The organism is Sinorhizobium mexicanum, from assembly GCF_013488225.1.
Classification (GTDB): domain Bacteria; phylum Pseudomonadota; class Alphaproteobacteria; order Rhizobiales; family Rhizobiaceae; genus Sinorhizobium; species Sinorhizobium mexicanum.
Window position 1 is genome coordinate 3,192,779 of the sequence record NZ_CP041238.1, and the last position, 24,852, is coordinate 3,217,630.

At 61.1% G+C, this 24,852-nt stretch carries 22 protein-coding genes and 1 pseudogene; 10 read left to right on the forward strand and 13 right to left on the reverse strand.

Going from position 1 to position 24,852, the window contains the following annotated elements; translation table 11 throughout:
* Positions 1–2: 2 nt before the first annotated feature.
* The 3 genes from FKV68_RS15115 to FKV68_RS15125 form a co-directional block, all read right to left on the reverse strand.
* A complete protein-coding gene (locus FKV68_RS15115; RefSeq protein WP_180938614.1) occupies positions 3–1,151 on the reverse strand; it encodes a hypothetical protein in 1,149 nt (382 codons plus the stop codon).
* Between the two features lie 61 nt (positions 1,152–1,212).
* Positions 1,213–2,301 (reverse strand): hypothetical protein, encoded by a 1,089-nt coding sequence (locus FKV68_RS15120; RefSeq protein WP_180938615.1) that lies wholly within the window; start codon positions 2,299–2,301, stop codon positions 1,213–1,215.
* Between the two features lie 343 nt (positions 2,302–2,644).
* Complete coding sequence (locus tag FKV68_RS15125) at positions 2,645–3,232, reverse strand: thymidine kinase (RefSeq protein WP_180938616.1); 588 nt, start codon at positions 3,230–3,232, stop codon at positions 2,645–2,647.
* Between the two features lie 430 nt (positions 3,233–3,662).
* Between FKV68_RS15125 and FKV68_RS15130 the strand changes: the two genes are divergently transcribed.
* From FKV68_RS15130 to FKV68_RS15165, 8 genes are all read left to right on the forward strand, one after another.
* Complete coding sequence (locus FKV68_RS15130) at positions 3,663–4,619, forward strand: choline ABC transporter substrate-binding protein (RefSeq protein WP_180938617.1); 957 nt, start codon at positions 3,663–3,665, stop codon at positions 4,617–4,619.
* Between the two features lie 184 nt (positions 4,620–4,803).
* Entirely contained in the window at positions 4,804–5,649 is an 846-nt protein-coding gene (gene choW, locus FKV68_RS15135) for a choline ABC transporter permease subunit (protein WP_180938618.1), read from the forward strand.
* Positions 5,646–6,695 (forward strand): choline ABC transporter ATP-binding protein, encoded by a 1,050-nt coding sequence (choV, locus tag FKV68_RS15140; protein ID WP_180938619.1) that lies wholly within the window; start codon positions 5,646–5,648, stop codon positions 6,693–6,695. The genes choW and choV overlap by 4 nt, the downstream gene beginning before the upstream one ends.
* A gap of 96 nt (positions 6,696–6,791) precedes the next feature.
* Positions 6,792–7,535, forward strand: a complete 744-nt coding sequence (locus FKV68_RS15145) for a HugZ family pyridoxamine 5'-phosphate oxidase (RefSeq protein ID WP_180938620.1) — start codon at positions 6,792–6,794, stop codon at positions 7,533–7,535.
* Between the two features lie 119 nt (positions 7,536–7,654).
* Positions 7,655–7,996, forward strand: a complete 342-nt coding sequence (locus FKV68_RS15150) for an ArsR/SmtB family transcription factor (protein WP_180938621.1) — start codon at positions 7,655–7,657, stop codon at positions 7,994–7,996.
* 246 nt (positions 7,997–8,242) lie between these two features.
* Entirely contained in the window at positions 8,243–9,571 is a 1,329-nt protein-coding gene (aptA, locus tag FKV68_RS15155; RefSeq protein ID WP_180938622.1) for an omega-aminotransferase AptA, read from the forward strand.
* An 89-nt stretch (positions 9,572–9,660) separates the two neighbouring features.
* Positions 9,661–11,358, forward strand: a complete 1,698-nt coding sequence (gene ade / locus FKV68_RS15160; RefSeq protein WP_180938623.1) for an adenine deaminase — start codon at positions 9,661–9,663, stop codon at positions 11,356–11,358.
* Positions 11,359–11,520: 162 nt separating this feature from the next.
* Positions 11,521–12,306 carry a hypothetical protein gene (locus FKV68_RS15165; protein WP_180938624.1) on the forward strand — a complete coding sequence of 262 codons (786 nt, stop codon included), beginning with the start codon at positions 11,521–11,523 and terminating at the stop codon, positions 12,304–12,306.
* Between the two features lie 5 nt (positions 12,307–12,311).
* Here the strand turns inward: FKV68_RS15165 and bglA are convergent, their stop codons facing one another.
* A complete protein-coding gene (bglA, locus tag FKV68_RS15170) occupies positions 12,312–13,973 on the reverse strand; it encodes a beta-galactosidase BglA (RefSeq protein WP_180938625.1) in 1,662 nt (553 codons plus the stop codon).
* 125 nt (positions 13,974–14,098) lie between these two features.
* Between bglA and FKV68_RS15175 the strand changes: the two genes are divergently transcribed.
* Positions 14,099–15,022 carry a sugar kinase gene (locus tag FKV68_RS15175; protein WP_180938626.1) on the forward strand — a complete coding sequence of 308 codons (924 nt, stop codon included), beginning with the start codon at positions 14,099–14,101 and terminating at the stop codon, positions 15,020–15,022.
* On the opposite strand, the gene der is transcribed toward FKV68_RS15175, so the two are convergent.
* From der to FKV68_RS15190, 3 genes are all read right to left on the reverse strand, one after another.
* Complete coding sequence (gene der, locus FKV68_RS15180; RefSeq protein ID WP_180938627.1) at positions 15,023–16,456, reverse strand: ribosome biogenesis GTPase Der; 1,434 nt, start codon at positions 16,454–16,456, stop codon at positions 15,023–15,025.
* A gap of 126 nt (positions 16,457–16,582) precedes the next feature.
* On the reverse strand, positions 16,583–17,251 hold the full coding sequence (locus tag FKV68_RS15185; protein WP_180938628.1) for a tetratricopeptide repeat protein: 669 nt from the start codon (positions 17,249–17,251) through the stop codon (positions 16,583–16,585).
* Between the two features lie 89 nt (positions 17,252–17,340).
* Positions 17,341–17,928, reverse strand: a complete 588-nt coding sequence (locus tag FKV68_RS15190) for an NnrU family protein (protein WP_180938629.1) — start codon at positions 17,926–17,928, stop codon at positions 17,341–17,343.
* Between the two features lie 146 nt (positions 17,929–18,074).
* On the opposite strand from FKV68_RS15190, the gene FKV68_RS15195 reads away from it, so the two are divergent.
* Positions 18,075–19,079 carry a polysaccharide deacetylase family protein gene (locus FKV68_RS15195; protein WP_180938630.1) on the forward strand — a complete coding sequence of 335 codons (1,005 nt, stop codon included), beginning with the start codon at positions 18,075–18,077 and terminating at the stop codon, positions 19,077–19,079.
* A 10-nt stretch (positions 19,080–19,089) separates the two neighbouring features.
* Here the strand turns inward: FKV68_RS15195 and sbmA are convergent, their stop codons facing one another.
* The 6 genes and pseudogenes from sbmA to FKV68_RS15225 all read right to left on the reverse strand — a co-directional run bounded on the left by sbmA (position 19,090) and on the right by FKV68_RS15225 (position 24,807).
* Complete coding sequence (gene sbmA, locus FKV68_RS15200) at positions 19,090–20,352, reverse strand: peptide antibiotic transporter SbmA (RefSeq protein WP_180938631.1); 1,263 nt, start codon at positions 20,350–20,352, stop codon at positions 19,090–19,092.
* 167 nt (positions 20,353–20,519) lie between these two features.
* Positions 20,520–21,818: an MFS transporter gene (locus tag FKV68_RS15205; RefSeq protein WP_180938632.1), complete on the reverse strand. Its 1,299-nt coding sequence runs from the start codon at positions 21,816–21,818 to the stop codon at positions 20,520–20,522.
* A gap of 197 nt (positions 21,819–22,015) precedes the next feature.
* The gene (map, locus tag FKV68_RS15210) at positions 22,016–22,765 is read right to left on the reverse strand and encodes a type I methionyl aminopeptidase (protein ID WP_180938633.1); all 750 of its coding nucleotides are present in this window, start codon (positions 22,763–22,765) and stop codon (positions 22,016–22,018) included.
* A 66-nt stretch (positions 22,766–22,831) separates the two neighbouring features.
* Positions 22,832–23,881: pseudogene (locus tag FKV68_RS15215) on the reverse strand (LLM class flavin-dependent oxidoreductase); the annotation flags it as partial.
* Between the two features lie 57 nt (positions 23,882–23,938).
* Positions 23,939–24,193 carry a hypothetical protein gene (locus tag FKV68_RS15220; protein WP_180938635.1) on the reverse strand — a complete coding sequence of 85 codons (255 nt, stop codon included), beginning with the start codon at positions 24,191–24,193 and terminating at the stop codon, positions 23,939–23,941.
* Between the two features lie 386 nt (positions 24,194–24,579).
* Positions 24,580–24,807, reverse strand: coding sequence for a hypothetical protein (locus FKV68_RS15225; RefSeq protein WP_180938636.1), 228 nt, complete (start codon positions 24,805–24,807; stop codon positions 24,580–24,582).
* Between the last annotated feature and the right edge of the window lie 45 nt (positions 24,808–24,852).

Here is a 24,852-nt window from a genome sequence, read left to right on the forward strand (position 1 = left end):
CGTCAAACCTCGCTCACCACCTGGTTGCCGGAAATCACGTGCACCTTGTAGTCTCCAAAGACTTCCCCCGCCTCGCCCTCGGCGTAAAGCGCCTGATAGGCGTCGTGCGGCACGAGCGCATGCTTCTCGTAAGAGCTGACCCCCATCCGGGCAGCCTCCAAGTTGTCGGTGTCTATGTGGAATTCCTCCTGCGCCGGCGTCGAGGACCAGAAGCCGCGCTCCGCAGGACGTTCGGCCTTGGAGAAGACTTCCTGCACCGTCCAGGTCAAAAGCCAGGCGTTCTCCGTCTTGCGCACCTTCGACAGAATATCGTTGATCCTGGCGTTGTTCTCGGTGATCCCGGCCGAATAGAACGGGCCGAGCACGATGCGCCGAAGCTGTTTCGGGTGGAGCTCCGGGAAGTCCTTGTCGAGATTCGTGGCGATCGTCACCGGCGTCAGCGAATAAGCGCTGTTCTTTGAAGCGAAGTCATCGAAGCGGCTCGCAAGTTCAGGATTGAGCAGACCGCCGACCGGCAGCGGAATCTCGATATCAGGATTGAGCTTGCCGTCACGGGTGACCAGCATCTCGACGATGTTTTCCGATGAATCCTCGATCGTCGCCATGTAGACCATGGGAAGCGTCTGGGTGCCATCGAAGGCGCCCCACGAGACGACGTAGTAGGGCCTCATCGTCTTCGGGTTGACAGCGACCCGGATGGTCTCCGGCAGAATGAAGGGCGAGAAAATATCGCCTTTGCCGATCTGCTCGAGATAAAGCCTTTCCGCCATGCGGGCCTGCAAGGCCTCGGGAAAGGCCTTCTGCCTGAGAATGAAGTCGGCCATCTCCTCGCGGAGCGCATCGGCCGGCGGGATGCTCGCCAGCCGCTTTTCCGCACTCTGTCGGTCGTTTTCCAGCTCGAGTACGTTCTGGAACACCGGGAAGCCGCTTTCGGCGCGCGAAATCCGGAACCGCTCTACGAAGCCGATGCGATTTTCCCAGCAGGCGATCGAAGCCTTCAGCCGGGCGAGATAGGGAACGATGATCTCGCCGACCACCGTGTTCTGGTAAAGCGGTGAGTTGCGGTCGCCGAGAAAGAGTTCGAGCCCCGCCAGCGCGGACCGGATGGAACTGAAGTATTGCCGTACGGCTGCGGATGCGGCGGTGTTCATGCCAAGTCCCTCGGCAGGCGCCGAAAGGCGGTCGGAAATCTCGTCATTGCCGCCTTGCCGATCACTGCTTCACGTAGTTTGCCGCATTGTGCTTGTCCATCACCGTTTGGAAGCGACGGGCGAAGGCGTCGTCGGCCAGTTTCTTGCGCCGCTGGATATCCTGCGTTGCCAGCATGTTCTTTTCATGCATTTCGAGCAGGTCGCCGATGTGACGCTGTGCCGCCGCGCCGATCCCGGCCATTGTCTCCTCGGCCGCAGTGTCGACCTGGCTTCCGAGCGTATTGATCTTGTGCGCGACGTCCTGCTGCGCCGCCGTCTTCAACGAGTCTTCCAGCGACTTGTAGAGGACGATGCGCTGTTCGGTGTCGATCGTCAGCTTGTTGATCAGCGTGTTCTGGGCCGCGATCTGATTGTTGAGGGAATCGACGAAGGTCTGGAACATCGACGTGTAGCGCTCGAGCGTCTGGCTCTCCGCAAGCAGCTCCTGCTCCTTCGCCTGCTTCTCGTTATATTCGGTCGCGAGCGTCGCGCGCTCGCCTTCCAGGTCCGTTCTCGTCTTCTGGTCGGTGGACGCGGCAATTCTGTTCTCGATGTCGAGCAACAGGGGATTTAGCTCCTCGATGCGCTTCTGCGTCTGCTCAAGCGCTGCCATCGTGCCCTTGCGGCGATCGATCACCTTGATGAGGCTCTGCTCGGAGGTTTTGTAGCGCTGGTCGAGGATCGCCCTCTGGTCCTTGAGGATGCCGACGATGGTGTCGGACTTGACGAGAAGCTCCTGCAGATTGCCGGCAAGCGACATGTTGCGCACGCGATCGGTCCGCAGGCGCTGCATCTTCTGCTTGGAGAACATGCCGATGAATTTCTCGTAGCCGGTATAGCTCTTCATGCTTTCGAATTCGGAGCCGAAGAGGTTGGTCGCATCCTCAAGCCCAATGATCAGATCGGCGATGTTGGCTTCCATCACCTTCTGCTGATTGATCACGTCCTGGATGCGGGCGTTCTCGATGTCGAAATTGACGTCGCCGAGTTTGGTGTCGGCCTTGGAGAACTGGTCGAGAACAACGCCAGATTGTTCAAGCCTGCCGCGCATCTCCTGGACGACGTTCCTCGTCTTCTCGATTTCCGCATCAAAATTCTGAAGAGTCGCCATTCCTTCCCCCTTTAATCCGGCCCCATTGATCAGGACAGTCATCCGCATCGGCGCGCCAGATTATTCAGCCTTCGATTGCAGTTATATAAAGGACGTTTAGCCGGTGAGAACAAGTGTCGCACTCAGGCTTTTTAGCACGGTTGGTCGAGCAGAAGAGCGAGTGATGGCAGCGGCCGACTACCGTGTAGGCGAAGGCCCTTTAGATCGGCGATCAGATCCGCGATCTCAGCGGGCTTGTTCAACCCCAAGGCTCGCCCGTGGTACAGCTGACCTGACCCCCGGGGCTCAGAAGATAGTCCGAAAATGCGCGGGCCCCCGCCGCCGCGCTGACAAGCGGGTAGCGTCAGCCGTCGCGCATCCGGTCTTCCCAGTGACGGCGGCAATAGGAAACGTATTTCTCGTTACCGCCGACATCCACCTGCGCGCCTTCGCGCACAAGGTTGCCGGCGCCGTCGAGCCGCACGACCATCGTCGCCTTGCGCCCGCAATGGCAGATCGTCCTGACTTCGCGCAACTCGTCAGCGATCGCCAGCAGCGCCATCGAACCGGGAAAGAGCTTGCCCTGGAAGTCGGTTCTGAGGCCATAGGCCATCACCGGAATGCCGAGGCGGTCGGCGACGCGCGCGAGTTGCCAGACCTGGTCCTCGCCGAGGAATTGGGCCTCATCCACGAAGACGCAGGCGATCTCGCCGGAACCGTCTGCGTTCAGGCATTCGACAAGGGCGTAGAGATCGTCATCGCCGCTGAACGGGATCGCGTCCGATGCCAGCCCGATGCGCGACGAGATGCGGCCGGCCCCGCCGCGGTCGTCGAAGGCGGCGATCAGCATGGCGACGCGCATGCCGCGCTCCTGGTAGTTATAGGAGGCCTGCAGCAACAGGGTGCTCTTGCCGGCATTCATCGTCGCATAGCTGAAATAGAGTTTGGCCATATTCCCGTCTCCGGACCTCCTATAGCGCCGCGCGTCTTGTCAGACGCGCAAAGGACGCTGTAGCACTTTGAATTGCTGCATGGTTTTGTCCTTAAATCGGCTACGATTTAAGGAAACATGCAGTCGTCCGCTTCATGACGGGGCTTGCCGCCGATAGCCAGAGCGGGTCGGCGCGACCCACAGGTTTTCGCGGCAGCGCGATTCCTTGAAAACCACATGGTCGGTCGAAGCACGACGACAACCCTTGCGCGTCGGCGCAAGGGCGTGACGCAAAATGACTTCCTTTTCTTGGACATTGCGACATCGGGCGTCGCATTGTGCATCCCGTCAATGTATTGACGCAATACACTTCCTTCGGCATCAAGGCGCTTGAATTCAAGCTCCATTGGTGTTTGGCTAAAACAATAATAGAGGCAGGGGAACGACAACGATGATAAGGATACGCTCTCTCAAATTCATGCTGGCTGGTGCCGTTTGCATGGCAGCCCTGACCGCCGGAAATGCCGTCGCGGCCGAACCGGATAGCTGCGGCACCGTCCGTTTCTCAGATGTCGGCTGGACGGACATTACGGCAACGACGGCAACGGTAACGACGATCCTCAAGGGCCTCGGCTACCAGACGGACGTGAAGGTCCTGTCGGTTCCTGTCACCTATACCTCGCTGAAGAACAGGGACATCGACGTCTTCCTCGGCAACTGGATGCCGACGATGGAGGCCGACATCGCGCCCTATCGCGAGGACAAGTCGGTCGAAACCGTGCGGGAGAATCTCGAAGGTGCCAAGTACACGCTTGCGACCAACGCCAAGGGCGCAGAACTCGGCATAAAGGATTTCAAGGATATCGCCGCGCACAAGGATGAACTGGACGGCAAGATCTACGGGATCGAACCGGGCAATGACGGCAATCGTCTGATCATCGACATGGTCGACAAGGGAACTTTCAATCTCAAGGGTTTCGAAGTCGTCGAATCGTCCGAGCAAGGCATGCTGGCGCAGGTCGCCCGCGCCGAGAAGGACGGCGAACCGATCGTCTTTCTCGGGTGGGAACCGCACCCGATGAACGCCAATTTCAAGCTCACCTATCTGTCGGGCGGCGATGACATCTTCGGCCCGAATTTCGGTGGCGCGACGGTGCTGACCAATGTGCGTGCCGGCTACACGACCGAATGCCCGAACGTCGGCGCGCTGCTGAAGAACCTAAAGTTCTCGCTCCAGATGGAGAACGAGATCATGGGCAAGATCCTGAACGACGGCGAAGAGCCGGAAGCAGCTGCGGCGGCATGGCTCAAGGCCAATCCAACGGCAGTCGACCCCTGGCTTGCCGGTGTGACCGCCAAGGATGGCGGCGACGGACTGGCCGCGGTCAAGACCGCCCTCGGTCTGTGATCGACTGCAGGACCGTATGTCCTGCAGCACGCATAAAGGTCGCTGTAGCACTTTGAGGTGTTGCACGTTTTAGCCTTGAACCGGTCCGGTTCAAGGAGACATGCAGCGGGCGGGGGACCACCTCCGCCTTTTTTCACCGCTCGCGCGATCCGGTTTTTGACCCTGGCAAGAGGGATCCATTATCGTGGAATTTCTGACTGAACACCGCATCCCCATCGGGGGCTGGGCCAAGGCGTTCGTCGATTGGCTGACAACGAATTTCGAACTGTTCTTCGATCAGCTCGCAAATTTCCTGTCGGCGGTCGTGGCCGTCCTGCTTTACATCCTCCAGACCCCTCACCCGCTGATCGTCGTTGCGGTCGTCACGGCGGCTGCCTGGTGGTTCCGCCGCTCGCTCGGGGTGACGCTCTTCACCGGTCTCGGGCTTCTTTTGATCGTCAACCAGGGCTACTGGAAGGAAACGACCGAAACGTTGGCGCTGGTTCTCGCCGCAAGCTTCGTCAGCATGGCCGTCGGCGTTCCGCTCGGTATTGCCGCAGCCCGCCGCGCATGGGTCTATTCCGTCATGCGCCCCATTCTCGACCTGATGCAGACGATCCCGACCTTTGTCTACCTCATCCCCGCGCTGATTCTCTTCGGTCTCGGCATGGTGCCGGGACTGATCGCCACCGTCATCTTCGCCATTCCCGCGCCAATCCGGCTCACGCGCCTCGGCATCATCTCGACACCCCCTTCCCTGGTTGAGGCCGCCGAGTCCTTCGGCGCAACACCGTGGCAGGTGTTGCGCAAGGTGGAACTGCCCTTTGCCACGCCGCAGATCATGGCCGGTCTTACCCAAACGATCATGCTGTCGCTCTCGATGGTCGTCATCGCCGCGCTCGTTGGCGCCAATGGTCTCGGCGTTCCCGTGCTTCGCGCGCTGAACTCGGTCAACGTTGCCAAGGGTTTCGAGTCCGGTCTTTGCATCGTCATCCTCGCGATCATCCTCGACCGTCTATTCCGCTCGTCGGATGAAGGAGAAGGCGCATGACGGACGCCGTCGTTTTCAAGAATGTCGACATCATCTTCGGCAAGAGTCCGCAGGTCGCCCTGCAAATGGTCGACCAGGGAAAAAGCCGTGACGAGATCGGTGCCGCCACGGGTCTCGTGCTCGGCGTCGCCGGCGCTTCGCTGACGATCAACGAGGGCGAGATCCTGGTCCTGATGGGCCTCTCCGGCTCCGGAAAGTCAACCCTGCTCAGAGCCGTAAACGGCCTTGCGCCCGTGGTGCGTGGCAACGTCGAGATCAAGACTGCAAACGGATCGCTGAACCCCTATCGCTGCACCGCGAAGTCGCTGCGCGACTTCCGCATGCACACGGTTTCCATGGTATTCCAGCAGTTCGCGCTTCTTCCCTGGCGCACCGTCGCCGACAACGTCGGCTTCGGTCTCGAGCTCGCAGGCATGCCTGAGGCAGAACGCAAGAAGCGCGTCGGCGAACAGCTCGAACTGGTCAACCTTGCAAAATGGGCGGACAGGAAGGTCAATGAGCTTTCGGGCGGCATGCAGCAGCGCGTCGGACTTGCCCGCGCCTTTGCGACCGGCGCGCCCATCCTCCTGATGGACGAACCGTTCTCGGCGCTCGACCCGTTGATCCGCACCCGCTTGCAGGACGAATTGCTCGAATTCCAGCGGCGGCTGAAGAAGACGATCCTCTTCGTGAGCCACGACCTCGACGAAGCCTTCCGCATCGGCAACCGCATCGCGATCATGGAGGGCGGACGCATCATCCAGTGCGGTACACCGCAGGAGATCGTGAAAAACCCGGCAAACCAGTATGTCGCCGACTTCGTTCAGCACATGAACCCGATCACCATGCTGATGGCCAAGGATGTCATGCGGACCGGCGTCGAGCGGGGCGCGACAATTGCCGGCGTGACGGCGACGGCGAAGCCGACGACTCCCCTCGTCGATATCTTGGACGCGATGTCTCGCCAGCCGGGCAGCATCGGTGTCGTCGACAACGGCTCGGTGGTCGGCACGATCGACGCGCAAAACATAGTCGAGGGCCTGACGCGTCATCGCAACAAAAGTTGACGCAACACGCCGCACGGCCAATAAAGCCCGGAGCAACCGCTTCGGGCTTTTTCATTTATATTGTTCGGGGTGACGAGCAGCGAAAGGAAGACCGGCATGAGCGAAAAATCCAATGTTCTGCGCGAAACCGATGATGACGCCCGCAAGCTCGCACGGACATTGCTTCGCTCGGCAAAAAGCGGTTCGCTTGCTGCAATCGAGCCCGAAAGCGGTGGATTCCCGTTTGTCAGCCGTGTGCTGATCGGCATCGACATCGATGGCGCGCCGGTCGTTCTCGTCTCGCGACTGGCAACCCACACGCAGGCGCTGCTCGCCGACCGGCGGGCGTCGCTCCTGACCGGCGAACTCGGCAAGGGCGACCCGCTCGCCCACCCGCGCCTGACCGTTCAATGCGAAGCTGAAGAGGTTCCGCGCGATTCCGAGGTTCATGACCGTATTCGCGCACGCTTCGTCCGCCGTCACCCCAAGGCCAAGCTTTATGTCGACTTTCCCGATTTCGGTTTCTTCCGCCTGAACCCAGTAAGGGCGAGCCTCAACGGCGGTTTCGGACGCGCCTATACACTGACGGCCGACGACCTCGCGATCACCTCAGCGGCCGCCGCCGATCTCGCGGAAATGGAGGACAGCGCGATCGAGCACATGAATGCCGACCATACCGACGCCGTGAATCACTATGCGACCGTCCTTTGCCGCGCGCCGGTGGGGGACTGGAAGATCGTCGGTATCGACGCAGCCGGCCTCGATCTCTTTGATGGCGAGCGCTTGAAGCGCCTTGAATTCGAGGCACCGCTGCAGGAAACGGCGGAATTGCGGCCGCTTCTGAAAAAACTTTACGGTTAATCGGTGTTTAGCTACCCCCATTTTTCGCACTGGGTGGTTGCCCTTTTATGCATCACGTCTAATTATCGGGCTTCACCAATCATAACTACGTGTGATGTAATTTTCGCATGGAGCACGCAATGCAGCCCCTTTCGCCTGAAAAACACGAGGAAGCCGAAATAGCAGCCGGTTTCCTTTCGGCCATGGCAAATCCCAAACGCCTCCTCATCCTTGACTCTCTCATCAAGGAAGAGCTGGCCGTCGGCGCCTTGGCCAACAAGGTCGGGCTGAGCCAGTCGGCCCTTTCCCAGCACCTCTCGAAATTGCGCGCCCAGAACTTGGTGAGCACCCGACGTGACGCCCAGACGATTTATTACTCGAGTTCCTCTGATGCGGTCATGAAGATCTTGGGCGCCCTTGCGGAAATCTACGGTGAAGACAATGCCGTGGCAGAGAAAGTCCTCGTCCGCAAATCGGCGTAAACTCCCAATACGTCCGTCACGCTGGACGCCTTATGAAGCCCCCACGAGCAATCGCGCGGGGCTCAATTTTTTTGGCGAGCCACAAAGTTGACGGCCGTGGTTCTCTCGAAAACTTGCTGCAGCGACGCAGGCGCCACAGGCTTGACGCGATCGGGCGCGCTGATAGTTTGACCAAAGGGTAAAAGAATCCGACCTGGCCAGCCACTCGCACCGCCAGCAGTCAGAATTCGCCGAGGAGAACAGGACATGTCGAACCGATTGAATACAACGCCTAACGATCTGCGCGCCTTCTGGATGCCGTTCACGGCCAACCGGCAATTCAAGAAGGAGCCGCGCCTCTTCGTCGGCGCCAAGGACATGTACTACACGACCCACGACGGCCGCACCGTGCTGGACGGCACGGCTGGCCTCTGGTGCGTCAATGCCGGTCACTGTCGGCCGAAGATCACCGAAGCGATCCGCGAGCAGGCTGGCGAACTCGACTACGCTCCGGCTTTCCAGCTTGGCCATCCGAAAGCCTTCGAACTGGCGAACCGGCTGGTGGACATCGCGCCTGAAGGCATGAACCATGTTCTCTACACGAACTCGGGTTCGGAATCGGTCGACACGGCGCTGAAGGTCGCGCTCGCCTATCATCGCGCCAAGGGCAATGGCTCGCGCTTCCGGCTGATCGGCCGCGAGCGCGGCTACCACGGCGTCAACTTCGGCGGCATCTCGGTCGGCGGCATCGTCGCCAACCGCAAGATGTTCGGCACGCTGCTGACCGGCGTCGATCACCTGCCGCATACCCATCTTCCGGCAAAGAATGCTTTCACCCGCGGCGAACCCGAGCATGGCGCCGATCTTGCAGCCGAACTGGAACGGATCGTCACCCTGCATGATGCCTCCACGGTCGCCGCCGTCATCGTCGAGCCCGTTGCCGGCTCCACCGGCGTGCTCATCCCGCCGAAAGGCTATCTCCAGAAACTGCGCGAGATATGCACCAAGCACGGCATCCTCCTGATCTTCGACGAGGTCATCACCGGTTTTGGCCGCCTCGGCACGCCCTTTGCTGCGCAGTATTTCGACGTGAAGCCAGACATCATCACGACCGCGAAAGGCATCACCAACGGCGTGATCCCGATGGGCGCCGTCTTCGTGACGTCCGAGATCCACGACGCCTTCATGACTGGGCCGGAACATCTCATCGAGTTCTTCCACGGCTACACCTATTCCGGCAACCCGATCGCATCCGCCGCGGCGCTTGGCACGCTCGATACCTACAAGGAGGAAGGCCTGCTCACGCGCGCCGCCGAGCTTGCGTCCTACTGGGAAGAAGCGCTGCATTCGCTCAAGGACTGCCCGCATGTCATCGACATCCGCAACATCGGACTGATCGGTGCGATCGAACTGGAACCGATCGCCGGAGAGCCAACGAAGCGGGCGTTCTCCGCCTTCCTGAAGGCCTATGAGAAGGGGCTGCTCATCCGTACGACCGGCGACATCATCGCGTTGTCGCCGCCGCTGATCATCCAGAAACAGCAGATCGACGAATTGTTCGACAAGCTGCGAGACGTGCTGAAGAACAACATCTGAGCTTTCGGCATCACGCTTTCTCAGGCCCTTTCCCCGCATGCGGGGAGAGGGTTATTGTTATGAATCAATATAGAAAGCGGAGTGCGCACGTGTCCGAGATGTTGGAACGTATTATCGATCAGGGCGTGGGCCGTGTCCCGGCAGACATCGTGCTCAAGGGCGGCCGTTTCTTCGATCTGGTGACGGGCGAACTCATTGCTTCAGACATCGCCATTTGCGGCGACCGCATCGTCGGCACCTACGGCGACTATCAGGGACGCGAGGAGATCGACATCACCGGCCGCATCGCCGTTCCGGGCTTCATCGACACGCATCTGCACATCGAATCCTCGCTCGTCACGCCGCACGAATTCGACCGCTGCGTCTTACCGCTCGGCATCACGACGGCGATCTGCGATCCGCACGAGATCGCCAACGTCCTTGGCACCGAGGGCATCCAGTTCTTCCTCGATTCGGCGATGGAAACGATCATGGACATCCGCGTCCAGTTGTCGTCCTGCGTGCCGGCAACACATCTTGAGACGGCCGGCGCCGACCTGCCGATAGAGCGCCTCCTGCCCTTCCGCCACCACCCGAAGGTGATCGGGCTCGCCGAGTTCATGAATTTTCCCGGCGTCGTCCACAAGGACCCCATTTGCCTCGCCAAGCTCGATGCATTCCAGGGCGGTCACATCGACGGTCATGCGCCGCTTCTCTCCGGCAAGGAACTGAACGGCTATCTTGCCACCGGCATCCGCACCGATCACGAATGCACGACTGCGGCCGAGGCGCTCGAAAAAATCCGCAAGGGCATGCACATCCTCGTCCGCGAGGGTTCCGTCTCAAAGGACTTGCATGCCCTCATGCCGATCATCACCGAGCGGCTGTCTCCCTACCTTGCACTCTGCACCGACGACCGCAATCCGCTCGACATCGCCGAACAGGGCCACCTTGATCACATGATCCGCACCGCGATCGCGGCCGGCGTCGAGCCTCTGGCGATCTATCGCGCTGCCTCGATTTCCGCCGCCCGCGCCTTCGGCCTCAGGGACCGCGGCCTTGTCGCGCCCGGCTGGCGCGCCGACCTCGTCGTCATCGACAGCTTGGACAACTGCAAGGCCGAGATCGTGTTTGCCGCGGGGAGACGGGTAACCGATGCCCTCTTCGCGACGCGCAAGCCGGTCGAGCCTGTCGGGCTCGACAGCGTCAAGGCTGGCGCGGTCAAGGCCGCCGATTTCGCGGTCCCCTATACAGAGGGCCAAACCTCGGTGATCGGCGTCCTGCCGGGCAAGATCATCACGGAACATCGGCGCTTCCACCTGCCCGCTGAAGGAAACCAAACTGGAATCGACCTTGGCCAAGACATCATCAAGGTGGCCGTCATCGAGCGCCACGGCGTCAATGGTAATCACGCCAACGGCTTCGTCCAGGGCTTCGGCCTGAAGAAAGGCGCGATCGCCTCGACCGTCGGCCACGACAGCCACAATATCTGTGTCGTCGGCGTCAACGAGGAGGACATGGCGCTCGCCGCCAACCGGCTCGGCGAGATCAAGGGCGGTTTCGTCGTCGTCGACGACGGCAAGGTGACCGGTGAGATCGCCCTCCCCGTCGCCGGCCTGATGAGCCTCGAACCCTATGAGCGCGTGCGCGACATTCTCCATCACCTCCGGCAAGCCGCCTTCGCCCTCGGCGCCACCCTGGAGGAGCCCTTCCTGCAACTCGCCTTCCTGCCGCTGCCGGTGATTCCGCACCTGAAGATCTCGGATCGCGGCCTGGTTGACGTGGACAAGTTCACGCTGATCGGGTGACGCCTGGACAACTCCAGGAAGTTGTGCGGTTTTCCATCCGGCATTGTGTCTGTTTCAATGAAGTGACCCTCAAGCGTGTTATCGGCTTGAGGGTCGGACAGTCATTTGTATTTTAACGAAGGTGCTAAGCGGCGCTTTATGTCTTTCCGGCATAACGCTGTAATGGAAACGGTCGAAACTTCACTCACGTCCGACCGGGGAAGCAGCACATTCCGCTCTCTTCCTACGTTTGGGCCGTACCTACTTCTGCAGACCGTGCCCTGGCTGCTGCTTGCAACAGTGCTTCGGACCTATGTTAAAGCGATGCCGAACGCCTTGCTCCTCCTGGGCATGATATTGGTCCAGTTTGCGGTCTTTATCGCGTTTCTTCTCGCCAGCCAGAAGATGATCGAACTGGCAAATGGCTGGACGTCGCTTTCACGACTTACGTTCAGGGAACAGGTGACTTTCGGCTGGCGCGTGATCTGGCGACTTTTGCTGCTGTTTTTGCTAACCGTTTGCACTGCCGATCTTGCGGGCGTCGACAAGTTCGCCGCAGCTCAGCTCTGGCTCGGCTTTGATGGCATTGCCTACCCCTGGCGGCAGGGGGTGCTGCAGGTGTGGATTGCAATTGTTTCGATGATCACCTTCATGTTCGTGGTGGAGAAGGGGGTGGGTCGCCAACCCCGGTTCGTCGGCATTCTGCGTGAATTCAGACTTCACCGTCGCCATCTTTCGCGAGCGGTCGTGTATATCTGCGCATTTCTGGTGGCCATGACGTTCTTGCAGGGACAGGCCGCTAAATTGCTTTCGCTGTTATTCGACAGTCCCGGGTACAGCCGGGCGAGACCTTTGGTATATATCGGCTGGGTCCTCGCGTTCTCCTACCTTCGACTTTGGGGAACCATTGCGATGCTGACCTATGCTTTACGCGAATCCTATCGGCTAACGGCACGACAAGCTCCGTGACCCTTCTACGCCGACTCGGCAGACCGGCAGGCAATCCGACCGCAGAATGCATCCAGTGCGTCCAACCGGATTTCACCGTTGTCGAAGGTCGCGGCAAATCCCGGCATCGGCAACACCTCGCTGACCCCTTCCAGTGGATGAACGCTTTGCGACTCCCGAGTGAGATTGAAAACGAACAGCAATCGCTCGCCATCCTTCTCTCTCGTGAAAGCCAGGATGTCCTGGTTGAAGTTGAGAAACGTCATGTCGCCGTCGAGCAGCGGCACATGTGTCCGGCGAAAATCGAGAGTCTGGCGGTAATGCTCCAGCACCGAGCCCGGAACGCCCTCCTGCGCATCGACCGCTAGCAACCGCTGTTCGTCGCGGACCGGCAGCCAGGGCGTCCCGAGGGAGAAGCCCGCATGGGGCAATTCCTGTTCCCATACCATCGGCGTGCGGCATCCGTCGCGGCCCTTGAAGGCTGGCCAGAAGCGGATGCCGTAGGGGTCGCGCAGTTCCTCGAATGCGAGATCCGCCTCCGGCAATCCCAGTTCCTCGCCCTGGTAAAGGCAGATCGACCCGCGCAACGCGGCAAGCAGGGAGATCGCGAGCTTCGCCACTCGCTCGCGCTCGGCTCCATTGCGCGCGAACCGGCTGACATGGCGGATCACATCGTGATTGGAAAAGGCCCAGCAAACCCAGCCGTCAGCGACCACCGCCCGAAACTTTTCCACGCAGCGGCGGATATGCCCCGCCGTGAATTCGGGGCCGAGAAAATCGAAGGTGTAGCACATGTGCAGCTTGTCGCGGCCGCCCGTGTAGGCGGCGACCGTGCTCAGCGAACGGGCGCCGTCGCCCACTTCGCCGACAGTTGCGCGAGCGCTGTATTCATCGAGCATGGCCCGCAATCTGCGCAGGAAGCCGACGTTCTCCGGTTGTGTCTTGTCGTAGAGATGATTCTGCATGCCATAGGGATTGACATCCGGCGCATCGTGGCTCGTCGCATCCGGATCTGGAACGAGCGGCGGATTGTCCCTGAGGTGCCGGTCGTGGAAATAGTAGTTGGCGGTATCGAGCCGGAAGCCGTCGACGCCGCGATCGAGCCAGAAGCGGACGGTCGAGAGCACGGCCTCCTGGACCTCCGGATTGTGGAAGTTGAGGTCCGGCTGCGACGACAGGAAATTGTGCATGTAGTATTGCCTGCGCACGCCGTCCCATTCCCAGGCAGGACCTCCGAAGATCGAAAGCCAGTTGTTCGGCGCCGTGCCGTCGGGTTTCGGATCCGCCCAGACATACCAGTCGGCCTTGGCATTGGTCCTGCTGGATCGGCTCTCGACGAACCACGGATGGCGATCCGAGCTGTGCGAAATCACCTGGTCAATGATCACCTTCAGGCCGAGGCGATGCGCCTCTGCGAGCATGGCGTCGAAATCGGCAAGGGTGCCGAACATCGGGTCGACGTCGCAATAGTCGGAGACGTCATAGCCCATGTCGGCCTGCGGTGACCGGAAGAAGGGCGACAGCCAGATCGCATCGACACCGAGCGAGGCGATATGGGGAAGCCGCCCGGTGACGCCGCGAAGGTCTCCGATGCCATCGCCGTTGGTATCCTGAAAGGAGCGCGGGTAGACCTGATAGATCACTGCGCCGCGCCACCAGTCGGCCGCTGAACTCGATGCTATCGCCATCGGCAAATCTCCTCGTTTCGGCTGTCTCCAAGCAGATTTATCTTTGGGAGTTCTTCGAGTAAACGACGATGGTGATATTTGCTCGCAGGGCCTCGGCTCGCGTAATCCCGGAAATGGAGGAGCATATGGCCGGCACACTGCTTTCGATCGGCGAGTGCATGGTCGAACTGATGCAGGCGGAAGGGGGCATGCTGCGCAAGGGCTATGCCGGCGACACGTTCAACACCGCCTACTATGCCCGCCTGTTCCTGCCGTCGGACTGGAGCGTCGACTATTTCACGGCCGTCGGCACCGATACCGTCTCGGCTGAAATGCTGGCCTTTATCGAAAGCAAGAACATAGGCACTGCCCATATCTGCAGGAACGAGGACCGGATCCCTGGTCTCTACATGATCCACCTGAAGGACGGCGAACGCAGTTTCTCCTATTGGCGCTCCGCCTCGGCCGCCAAATTGCTCGCCGACGATCCCGATCGGCTACGGGCGGCGATCGAGACGGCGGACCTTGTCTTCTTCTCCGGGATCACGCTTGCAATCCTGTCGTCCAACGCTGTCGAGACTTTGCGGTCGGAGTTGCGTCGTGCGCGAGCAAGCGGAAAACGGGTCGTCTTCGATCCGAATATCCGTCCGCGTCTCTGGGAACACCTGGCGCAGATGCGCGCGGTGCTGGAAGCCGGTGCGCGGGCGGCCAACATGGTTCTGCCAAGCTTCGACGACGAAGCGACCCATTTCGGCGACGGTACGGTTTCGGCGACGATCGATCGCTATCGGGCACTCGGTGTCGAAGATATCGCAGTCAAGGATGGCGCCAACGGCGTAACCGTGGACCTCGCCGGCAAGGAACGCGTTCATGTTCCTGCGCTGCCGGTGCCGGTCGTGATCGATACGACCAGTGCCGGCGACAGCTTCAATGGGGCGTTCCTTGCCCGTCTTGCAGCGGGTGACAGCCACGCCGACGCGGCGGCATTCGCCGTTCGCGTCGCGGCTGCCGTAATCAGTCGTCACGGAGCATTGATCGCGCGGGACAAGTTGCCGGCAACGGTCCTCTGATCAGCGCTTCTTGCGCGCCTTCGATTCGTACGGATTGTCCGACGCGCGGAAATGCACCCGGATTGGTACACCCGGCAGGTCGAAGTCGTTGCGAAGCCCGTTGATCAGATAGCGGGTATAGGATTCCGGCAGGGCCTCGGGACGCGTGCAGGAGATCATGAAGCCCGGCGGACGGGCCTTTACCTGCGTCATGTATTTGAGCTTGAGGCGGCGCCCGGAAACGGCCGGCGGCGGATGTTGCACCTGCTGCGATTCGAGCCAGCGGTTGAGCCGCGCCGTCGAGATGCGCCGGTTCCACACCTTGTCGGTGTCGATGATCGCCTGCATCAGCCGGTCGAGGCCATAGCCCGTATGGCCGGAAATCGGCACGGCACGGATACCGCGCGCCTGCGGCAGGAGGCGCTCGGTCTTTTCGCGAAGATCGGCCAGCACTGCCTGCCAATCCTCGACAAGATCCCATTTGTTGAAGGCGAGCACCGCCGCGCGTCCCTCGCGCAGGACCAGATCGACGATCTGGAGATCCTGCTTCTCGAAGGGAATCGTCGCATCGAAGACGACGACCACAGTCTCAGCAAAGCGGATCGCCCTCAACGCATCGGCGACCGAGAGCTTCTCGAGCTTTTCCTGGACCTTGGCCTTGCGGCGCATGCCGGCCGTATCGAACATCTTGATCGTGCGGCTCCGCCATTGCCATTCGACGGAGATCGAATCGCGGGTGATCCCGGCCTCGGGTCCGGTCAACAACCGGTCTTCGCCGAGGAAACGATTGATCAGTGTCGACTTCCCGGCATTCGGCCGGCCGACGATCGCCACGCGCAGCGGCTTCGTCTCGTCATAGGCGGGCTCGACATCCTCATCCTCAGGCCCCTCGCCCGGAGCGCTCGGGCGGATGTCGACATCGGTCACCGCCACGTCTTCCTTCGGCGGAAAGGCCCTCTCTTGGCCGAGCGCGGCCACAATTGCGTCGCGCAGGTCGAGCATGCCCTCGCCGTGTTCGGCCGAGATCGGGCAAGGATCGCCGAGGCCGAGCGTGAAGGCGTCGTAAAAGCCGCCATCGGAACCGCGCGCCTCGGCCTTGTTGGCGACGACGATGACGGGCTTGCCGTGACGGCGCAGCATTTCGGCGAGCGTCTCATCCGCCGGGGTCAATCCCGCCTTGGCATCGATCACGAACAGCGAAAGATCGGCCTCGTCGATCGCCGCCTCGGTCTGCGCCCACATCCGCCCCTGCAGGCTATCTGGCGCCGATTGCTCGAGGCCGGCGGTATCGATGATGCGGAACTTCAGGTCGACGAGCTTTGCGTCTCCCGGGCGCCGGTCGCGGGTCACCCCCGGCGTATCGTCGACAAGCGCCAGCTTCTTGCCAACCAGGCGGTTGAACAAGGTGGACTTGCCGACATTGGGGCGCCCGACGATGGCGACGGTAAAGCTCATCTCGAAATATCCGTTTCCGCTCTTAATGCATGTCGCCCAAAAGTGTTCAGCGGTTTTGGGACAACGACCTGCATGAAAACAAAGACCTCAAGCGCGTCACACGAGGCCGCTTAAACGCGACGCGCTTCAGGCTTTTCCACTCGCCGCGATCACGTCAAGCATCATCTGCGCACGGCCCATAACCCCGCGCGGGCTCTCGGTGTCATCGGTGATCTGCTGGAACCAGCTTTTTGCCTTGGCGAAGTCGCCCGCTTTGTAGGCCGAAAGACCAAGCGCTTCCCGGGCGGAATGGCGCATCGTGTTTTGCGGAACGGCCAGTTGTTCGACCTCCGACGACACCTGATCATAGGTCCCGTGGTCGATGAGCAGATAGGCGGCGCGCAGGCGCGCGGCATCGCGGAGCGCCGGCGGAATGCGCGTATCCTTGCCGATTTCGGAGAAGGCAGTGATCGCCGCGTCGGTCTCGCCCTTCTGCGCCTGCAGGGTAGCAGACCGCAGCCGGGCCAGCACCGGATAGGAGCCGTAGCCGTCCTTTTCCAAAGCCGTCAGCGCCGCAAGCGCCTCGTCCGACTTGTTTTCCCGGGCAAGGTTGAGCGCCGCAAGGAAGGCGTCGCCCGATTGCGAGGAGGAGGTTTCCTGCCAATAGTCGTAACCGACCTTGCCGACGGTGCCGAGCACGATCAAGGCGGCGAGCGCGACGATCAGCCCGCCGAAGCGCATCCAGATGGCTTTCATCTGGTCCGAACGGAGTTCTTCATTGACCTCGCGGATAAAGCTGTCGTCTTGGTTCGCCATGTCCCTGTGTTCCGGCTGCCCGGCCTTCATGATGAGAATTTTGCGCCTTCTACCCGATTTTGCGCCGCTTGTAAGGGGGAGGAGATCATTTAGCCGATGGCGATAGGTGCTACCCCGATCACCAGTTCGTGCAATTTCCAGACAATCGCAACGAAGAGCGCAGCCCCGAGGAGGATTGCGCCGACATCGTAACGATAGGAAACAACGGTCGGATAGCTGATCTCGCCGGCTCGCCAGCGGTTCTTCATGGAAATGCGGAGCATGACGCCCCACGCCAGGAAGGAGCCGAAGAGCAGGACGGACGAGGTCTCGCCGTTGGCAAGCAGATGGGCAAGCGCCCAGATCTTGATGGCGAGGATCGCCGGATGCTTCGTTGCGACACGGATCTTGCCGGCCGGCAGGAAGGCGGCGGCGAGACAGATGCAGGCGATCAGCATCAGGGTCAAGGCGATATGGGAGAGAAAGACCGGCGGCGTATAGAGGATGCCGGTGGTCGCGCGCGCCTGGCCGAAACCGACGGCGATAAGTGCGAGGCCAACTGCCGCGGAGATGCCGTGGATCGCATACCAGGTTCCGACGCCCTTTCGCTCGATCACCACCTTGCGCACGCCCGGTGCGAAGCTTCGAACGAGATGGATGCCCAAGAAGATCACAATGCCCAGAATGAGAAGCGCCATGTTTCACCCGCCGCAATTATTCATTTGTTTACCAAGCCATAGCGATATCGATCACGAATTTCCAGATGGATCAAAGGATTGCCGCATTCCTGCACAACGGACGGCACGAACAATTCCTTTACTGATTCTCCCAAGATGCCTCCCGAATGACGCGCCAGATCCTTGCTCTCTCCCTTTGCCTTTTTCCCGCCCTCGCTATTGCCGAGCCGCTGCCGGCACCCCAAGCCACAGCGAACAAACAACTCGTCATCGTTTCCTTCGACGGTGCGCATGACAACGCGCTGTGGGACAAGAGCCTCGCCATGGCAAAGCGCACCGGCGCCCACTTCACCTATTTCCTGTCCTGCACCTTCCTGATGACGAAAGCGGACGGCAAGCAGATCTACAAGGCGCCGGGCCAAAAGACCGGGCGCTCGAACGTCGGCTTCGCGCAAAGCCGTGAGGAGATCGCGACGCGGGCCGGCCATATCTGGCAGGCCCATATCGATGGGCACGATATCGCCAGCCATGCCTGCGGCCATTTCGACGGCAAGGGTTGGAGCGATGCCGATTGGCAGCGGGAATTCACCGCGTTCCGCGAGGCGTTGACTTCCGCCTGGAAGAAGGCCGACAAGGCAGGGGCCGAGCCGCAAGGCTGGGCGGAGTTTGCGAGGAACGATATCAAGGGTTTTCGCGCGCCCTACCTTTCCTTGAGCGACGGCCTGGTGCCGGCGTTGAAGGCGTTTCGCTTCACCTATGACGCAAGCCTCGTGACCAAAGGCCCCGGATGGCCGTCGTCACAGGACGGCTTGCCCCGTTTCGGCTTGCCCCTCATTCCCGAAGGCCCGTCGCACCGTCCGGTGATCGGCATGGACTACAACCTCTTCGTCCGCCATTCGATGGGCGTCGAGAACAAGAAGAACAGCGCCGCCTTCGAAGAACGCACGCTTGCAGCCTATCGCGAGGCGTTCGGCAAGGAATACGACGGCGGCCGTGTTCCGCTTCAGCTCGGCTTCCATTTCGTCGAGATGAACGGGGGCGCCTATTGGCGCGCGCTCGACCGCTTCCTGACGGAGACCTGCAGCAGGCCGGATGTCGCCTGTGTCAGCTATGCCGAGGCGCTTCCCCTTATCGAGAGCGCAAAAAAGAAGGCGGATCGTTCCGCCTTCTGACAAATCAGGCTTAAAGCGCAAGCTCTTCCTTGCCGCCAGCCTTGATGAACTGCTGGTCGATTTCTGGCAGCGGCGCCTCGTCGAGGATGGACTCGAAGGCGCGCAGGCGCTTGTAGATCGAGAGCAACTCGACGATCGTCGGCCAGGAGTTGACGAGATACTGGAACGAGGACGTCACCTGGCCGAAAGCACCGGAAATCTGGTTCAGCGCACCGAGCGAAATTCGCCCGGCGATGATCGACGGAGCCAGGATCAGCAGCGAGAAGATGTTGTTGATCTGCAGATAGAAGATGCGGGCGATATTGAAATAGAGATAGTGGAAGTAAAGCCGGAAATAGTTCCGGCGGACATTGTCGAACAGATCGGCGACCGTTGGCGGCTGGGCGCGGTCGGCGTGGTCCTCGCCATAGACCAGCTCCTTGCGGTAAGCGGCTTCCACCCGCTGATTGCGGAATTCCAGCCCCGGCAGCTTGATGCCGACAAGCGCCAGGAACAGGGTGCCGAACAGTGACCAAAGTACTGCGGCCGTTACCAGCGGATAGGGAATGATGCCCACGATCGGAAGCTCGGTGACGTTGGCGGATAGTCGGATCAGCACCGGCGTGAAGGCGATCAGGGTCATGACGCTATCGATCAGGCTGACGCCAAGCCCCTCGACGGTGGTCGAGAAACGCATCGTGTCTTCCTGAACGCGCTGCGAAGCACCTTCGATGTGGCGAAGCTTGCCCCAGTTCTCCATGTAATATTCGTTCATCGCCGTGCGCCAACGGAAGATGTAGTGGCTGACGAAGAAGCGCGTCATGACGGCAACGGCGACAGCGACCATCGCAATCGCCAGGAACGTGCCGATCTCCCCGTAGAACTGCTCGGCCGTCACCACAGCCGACTTGGAAACCGCTGCCTGCACCAGGTCCCAGAACGGGCCGTACCAGTTGTTGATTGCGACACTGACCTGAACCTGGAAATAGGTAACGAAAAGGATCAGAGACGAGCCCAGGATCGACCAGGTCTGCCAGCGATGCGGCGAATAAACGTACCAGAAAGCCGTGAAAAGCCCGACGACGACGCCAAAGTAGATGTAAAACCACAGGAAAGCCGGCGACCAGAACGCGGAAATGCCGACGATCGGAGGGGCATCAACCGCCAACGGAGGAAGGCCGAATGCGGCGCCCAGGCTTTCGCCCCAGCCGTACCAGAAGGCAATGGCTAACAGCGACCAGGCGATGACGGAAATGAAGAATTGCTTCGGCTTGGGGAAAAAGGATTGGAACAAGGTGCGGCACTCTCGGTTCTGAGGAGGGACAATGACTTGCCCCCTGATGTGCCGAAACTAGGGCAATTCGCCTAAGGCAACAATTAGGTAATGTGAATGTTACTGTTATTTCATCAAGCTGCCCGTTTTTAATTTTTTCCCGCGGATCGGCCGGATGACCTTGGAAATCAACGATCCAGGGCGGCGCTGATCTTGCCCAACTCAAGAACGACCACGCTTCCGCAGCAAAACAGAACCACCGCTGCCACGAGCGTCGGCAAGGTAAAATCGCCGGTCCGTTCGGCAAGCCAGCCGGCGACGAGCGGCCCGACGATCTGGCCGATGCCGAAGGCTGCCGTCATCAAGGCAAGTGCCCGGCGCGGGCTTTCCGGCGCAAGTCGCCGGCCGATCTGCAGGCCGTAGGCCGTGATCATCATGAAGGTGGCGCCGAGCATCAAGCCGCCCACGATCGGCGCGAAGGGCAAGGGCAACGAGACGGTCAGGACAAGCCCGGCAGCCTCGACCAGAAGACCGATGGCGTAGACACCCGCAAGCCCGAAGCGCGGTACGGCGAAGCGCCAGAGATACACCGAGACCGCAGCGCTCGCGCCCGTCAGCAGCCAGGCAAGAAACTCAACACTGTGGCCGCCGCTCGCATCGCGGGCCATGGCGACGAGAAACGTGGCGGTGATCACGTAGCCGAAGCCGAAGAAGCCGTAGGTAAACGTCACGACCGTCAACGGCCGCGTCCACATCAGCGGCCCTTCGCGTTGACCACTACTCGTGGTGAGATGTCCGCGCGGCAGCAGCGCGGCGACGACGACCGTGCCCACAAGCGCGACGAGTGCGCCGGTGAACCAGTCCGCTTGCGACGTGGAGAAGCCGGCGGCTGCAAGCGGGGCGGCCCAGACGCAGATCGAGGAAAGCGCGATGCCAAACCCGACTCCGCCGAAATGCACTGATGGCACATGCTCCGATCTGGCGCGCAGCCCCTCTCCGAGCACGATCCCCGAGATGAAGATCATTGCAAAAGCGCTGGCAAGGCCGGCGAAGAAACGAATGATGGAGTAAGCGAGCACAGAGGACGTCAGTCCCATTGCGGCGAGCAACAGCGTCGTCGCCACGAGCGCGGCGAGCCCGATCCGCCGTTCGCGACCATGAGCCCAGCCATAGGCCGCAAGCACGGCGCCGGCGAGATAGCCAACGAAGTTCGCCGAGGCGATCAGCCCGGCATCCCGTGGCGAGAGCCCCGCATCCGCGATCATCGCCGGCAGGATCGGCGTGTAGGAAAAACGGCCGAAGCCCATCGCAACAGCCATGGCGATGGCACCGGCAATCGCCGTTGCCGCGAGATTGCCGCCTGGGGTGGGATGCACGAGCGAAGGCGCGGGCTCTTTGCCGCCGCGCTGTCTTACCTGATGAAGGCCGGCACCGGCTTGCTTCGAAAGGACGTGATCATGGTCCGGCAGTTTGTGAAGCGTGCTCATGACCTTCTTATTGCACCGCAGCAAGAAGACGACAAATGACAATAATTGAACGTCCTGTTGACGGAATCGAACGCTCCACACAATCCGCCGCATGTTTCCTTAAATCGTAGGCGATTTAAGGACAAAAACATGCAGCAATTCAAAGTGCTACAGCGTCCTTTGCGCGTATGATAAGACGCGCGGCGCTGTGGGGGGTGTCACCCCGGCAAGGTTACGACCAGAGGCCCGCCGCGCGTGACGACGACGGTATGTTCATACTGCACCGTCGGGGCGCGCGGCTCGCTGTAAAGCGTCCAGTCGTCGTCTCCGCCTTCCGCCCAGTGGGCGCCCATCGACAGGAACGGCTCGACCGTGAAAACCATGCCATCGGTCATGTGCCGTCGCTCGGACGGGTCCGGCCAGGTGGCGATCTCGCCCGGCTCCTCATGCAGCGAACGGCCAATGCCGTGGCTTGCGAGATTGGTGACGAGCGAATAGCGGTTCTTGCGGGCGAAGTCGCCGATGGCATTGCCGATCGCCGCCAGCGATTGACCCGGGCGCACCTGTTTCAGCCCGACCCACATGGCGCGCTTGCCGTCGCGGCAAAGCCTGTCGATTGCTGCGGTCACCGGAGGCACCGGAAAAGACGCGCCCGTATCGGCGAAGATACCGTCCTTCTCCGCCGAAACGTCGATATTGACGAGATCGCCGGCGCGGATCACGCGGGCGCCGGGGATGCCGTGGGCGATTTCCTCGTTGACGCTGATGCAGGTCGCGCCGGGGAACTGATAGCAAAGCTCCGGCGCGGAACGCGCGCCCGCATCCTCCAGCACCTTGCGGCCGATCGCGTCGAGCTCGGCCGTGGTGATACCGGGTTCGAGGGCCTCGCCCATGGCTTGGAGCGCATTGGCGCAAATGCGGCCGATTTCCTTCAGCCGCTCAAGATCTTCGTCGTTGTTGAGGGTCATGGTGTCTCGCTTTCGCGGCCACATGTAGCGTGCCGGCCCGGCATATGCCAGTGCGACACCAGACGTTCATGCGCCGGCAGGCTGCGATCGGCGTTCCTCCGCCAGCATCTCCCGGACCAGCGGCGCGACCTTGGTGCCGTAAAGCTCGATGCCGCGCATGATCTGGTCATGCGGCATCAGGCCGATCGCCATCTGCAGGAGGAAGCGATCATTGCGGAAGAGTTTTTGATGCGCGACGATCTTCTCCGCCACCGTCTCGGGATCGCCGAGGAAGAGATTGCCCGTCGGGTTGCGCGCCTGATCGAAGTGGGCGCGGTTCGTCGGCCCCCAGCCGCGTTCACGGCCGATGCGGTTCATCACCTCCGCCTGCGGTCCGTAGAACTGGTCAGCCGCCTTCTCCATCGTGTCGGCGATGAAACCATGAACGTTGATGCTCGTCTTCAGCTTCGCGACGTCTTGGCCTGCGCGGCGCGCCGCCTCGCGGTAGAGGTCGAAGAGCGGCGCAAAACGGCGCGGCTCACCGCCAATGATCGCAAGCGCCATCGGCAAGCCGAGCGCGCCGGCCCGCGCCACCGACTGCGGTGTGCCGCCGACAGCGATCCAGAGCGGCAGCGGATCCTGCAGCGGCCGCGGATAGACCCCACGGTCGTCGATCGGCGGCCGCAACTCGCCCGACCAGGTGACCTTTTCGCTCTCCCGGATCGCCAGCAGCAGATCCAGCTTCTCGGAAAAGAGCTGGTCGTAGTCGTCGAGCGACTGGCCGAAGAGCGGGAAGGACTCGATGAAGGAACCCCGGCCTGCCATAATCTCGGCACGTCCGTTGGAGAGAAGGTCGAGCGTCGAAAACTGCTGGAAGACCCGCACCGGATCGTCCGAGCTCAGCACCGTCACGGCGCTGCTCAGCCGGATCCTGCTGGTGCGCGAGGCAGCAGCCGCAAGGATCACCGCCGGCGCGGAAGCCGCATAGTCCGGGCGGTGATGCTCGCCGAGGCCGAAGACATCGAGCCCGACCTGGTCGGCAAGCTCTATTTCCTCGAGAAGGTTGGCGAGACGACGCCGCCCTTCCGCACCCTTGTCGATCGCATTCGGATCCACGTCCGCGAATGTATAAAGCCCGCCGGGAACCCGTTGGCGGCAGCGCGGGGCGTGGAAGGCCGCCCCGCGTGCGTTTTTCTACATGGCGTCCATGCCCTTGATCGCGTTACCCAGATGCGACTTGCACTTTTCCAGGTCATTGGCCGCCATGGCCTCCTTGGCCATGGTCAATTCCTTGGCAGATTCGACTTTCTTTGCACCGTCGGAAATCTGACTGATCTGCTGTTCGGCCTTCGCGATGGCGGCCGCATCGCAAACGACATCCGTCTGCGCAAGTGCAGGAGCGGCGAGTGCCGCAATGAAGGCGAGAGTAGCGACTGATTTCAGGATCATGAGTGTTCTCCATTGGCCGGCACGATGCCGGCTTGCACAGTTGAACCGCATGCGGCCATATCTGTTCCTAAATTTGCAGCCGGAGAGAGTATTTTTTCGAGAAATCTCCACACGCCTGCCGCGCATGCAGTTGGCCCAACAGGCTGGATGAGCTTTCCTGGTGTCGGGCGCCCTTGCGCGTAACCCACAGGAGATGACCACAATGTCCGTAGTTGGTTTGCAAGTCATACCAGCCGGTTGACCGCACTCCAGCGCTGTTGGCTTTATGGGAGCGAACGCGGCGAGCCCAAGGGCTCACCGTCACTTTTCCAGCCCGCATGGCGCGGCTTAGCCGTGACCCGCTTGGCCAACTTCTCGGTCCTGCAGCACGTTGCCGGCGATTATGTTCACTTGATTACGCCAGCGGCTCGACCACCTTGCCGCTTCGCAACATACGGCAGCGCGAACATGTAGAGGCCCGTGAACAACAGCAGGAAGAGCGGGAGCAGTGGCGAATAGACTACCCAGGCAGGAGGCTCCCCCAGTCCCATGGCGACGAAGTTAGCGATCACGGCCACCGTGAACGCGATTGACAACCAGCGGTGGATTTGCCGGATCCACGTGTTCCAATTCATCGAGACCTCCCATTAACGCAGTGAATCGGGCCGACTGGCCCATTT

Bases quoted from the DNA above. Each gene is read 5' to 3' on its own strand.
- choV (WP_180938619.1), top strand. From the start codon at position 5,646: ATGACGGACGCCGTCGTTTTCAAGAATGTCGACATCATCTTCGGCAAG.
- FKV68_RS15225 (WP_180938636.1), bottom strand. From the start codon at position 24,807: ATGAATTGGAACACGTGGATCCGGCAAATCCACCGCTGGTTGTCAATC.
- der (WP_180938627.1), bottom strand. From the start codon at position 16,456: ATGAGCTTTACCGTCGCCATCGTCGGGCGCCCCAATGTCGGCAAGTCC.
- aptA (WP_180938622.1), top strand. From the start codon at position 8,243: ATGTCGAACCGATTGAATACAACGCCTAACGATCTGCGCGCCTTCTGG.
- FKV68_RS15145 (WP_180938620.1), top strand. From the start codon at position 6,792: ATGAGCGAAAAATCCAATGTTCTGCGCGAAACCGATGATGACGCCCGC.
- FKV68_RS15205 (WP_180938632.1), bottom strand. From the start codon at position 21,818: ATGAGCACGCTTCACAAACTGCCGGACCATGATCACGTCCTTTCGAAG.
- FKV68_RS15130 (WP_180938617.1), top strand. From the start codon at position 3,663: ATGATAAGGATACGCTCTCTCAAATTCATGCTGGCTGGTGCCGTTTGC.
- FKV68_RS15150 (WP_180938621.1), top strand. From the start codon at position 7,655: ATGCAGCCCCTTTCGCCTGAAAAACACGAGGAAGCCGAAATAGCAGCC.
- FKV68_RS15190 (WP_180938629.1), bottom strand. From the start codon at position 17,928: ATGGCGCTTCTCATTCTGGGCATTGTGATCTTCTTGGGCATCCATCTC.
- FKV68_RS15220 (WP_180938635.1), bottom strand. From the start codon at position 24,193: ATGATCCTGAAATCAGTCGCTACTCTCGCCTTCATTGCGGCACTCGCC.
- map (WP_180938633.1), bottom strand. From the start codon at position 22,765: ATGACCCTCAACAACGACGAAGATCTTGAGCGGCTGAAGGAAATCGGC.
- FKV68_RS15115 (WP_180938614.1), bottom strand. From the start codon at position 1,151: ATGAACACCGCCGCATCCGCAGCCGTACGGCAATACTTCAGTTCCATC.
- FKV68_RS15165 (WP_180938624.1), top strand. From the start codon at position 11,521: ATGGAAACGGTCGAAACTTCACTCACGTCCGACCGGGGAAGCAGCACA.
- FKV68_RS15120 (WP_180938615.1), bottom strand. From the start codon at position 2,301: ATGGCGACTCTTCAGAATTTTGATGCGGAAATCGAGAAGACGAGGAAC.
- FKV68_RS15195 (WP_180938630.1), top strand. From the start codon at position 18,075: ATGACGCGCCAGATCCTTGCTCTCTCCCTTTGCCTTTTTCCCGCCCTC.
- bglA (WP_180938625.1), bottom strand. From the start codon at position 13,973: ATGGCGATAGCATCGAGTTCAGCGGCCGACTGGTGGCGCGGCGCAGTG.
- FKV68_RS15185 (WP_180938628.1), bottom strand. From the start codon at position 17,251: ATGGCGAACCAAGACGACAGCTTTATCCGCGAGGTCAATGAAGAACTC.
- FKV68_RS15125 (WP_180938616.1), bottom strand. From the start codon at position 3,232: ATGGCCAAACTCTATTTCAGCTATGCGACGATGAATGCCGGCAAGAGC.
- FKV68_RS15175 (WP_180938626.1), top strand. From the start codon at position 14,099: ATGGCCGGCACACTGCTTTCGATCGGCGAGTGCATGGTCGAACTGATG.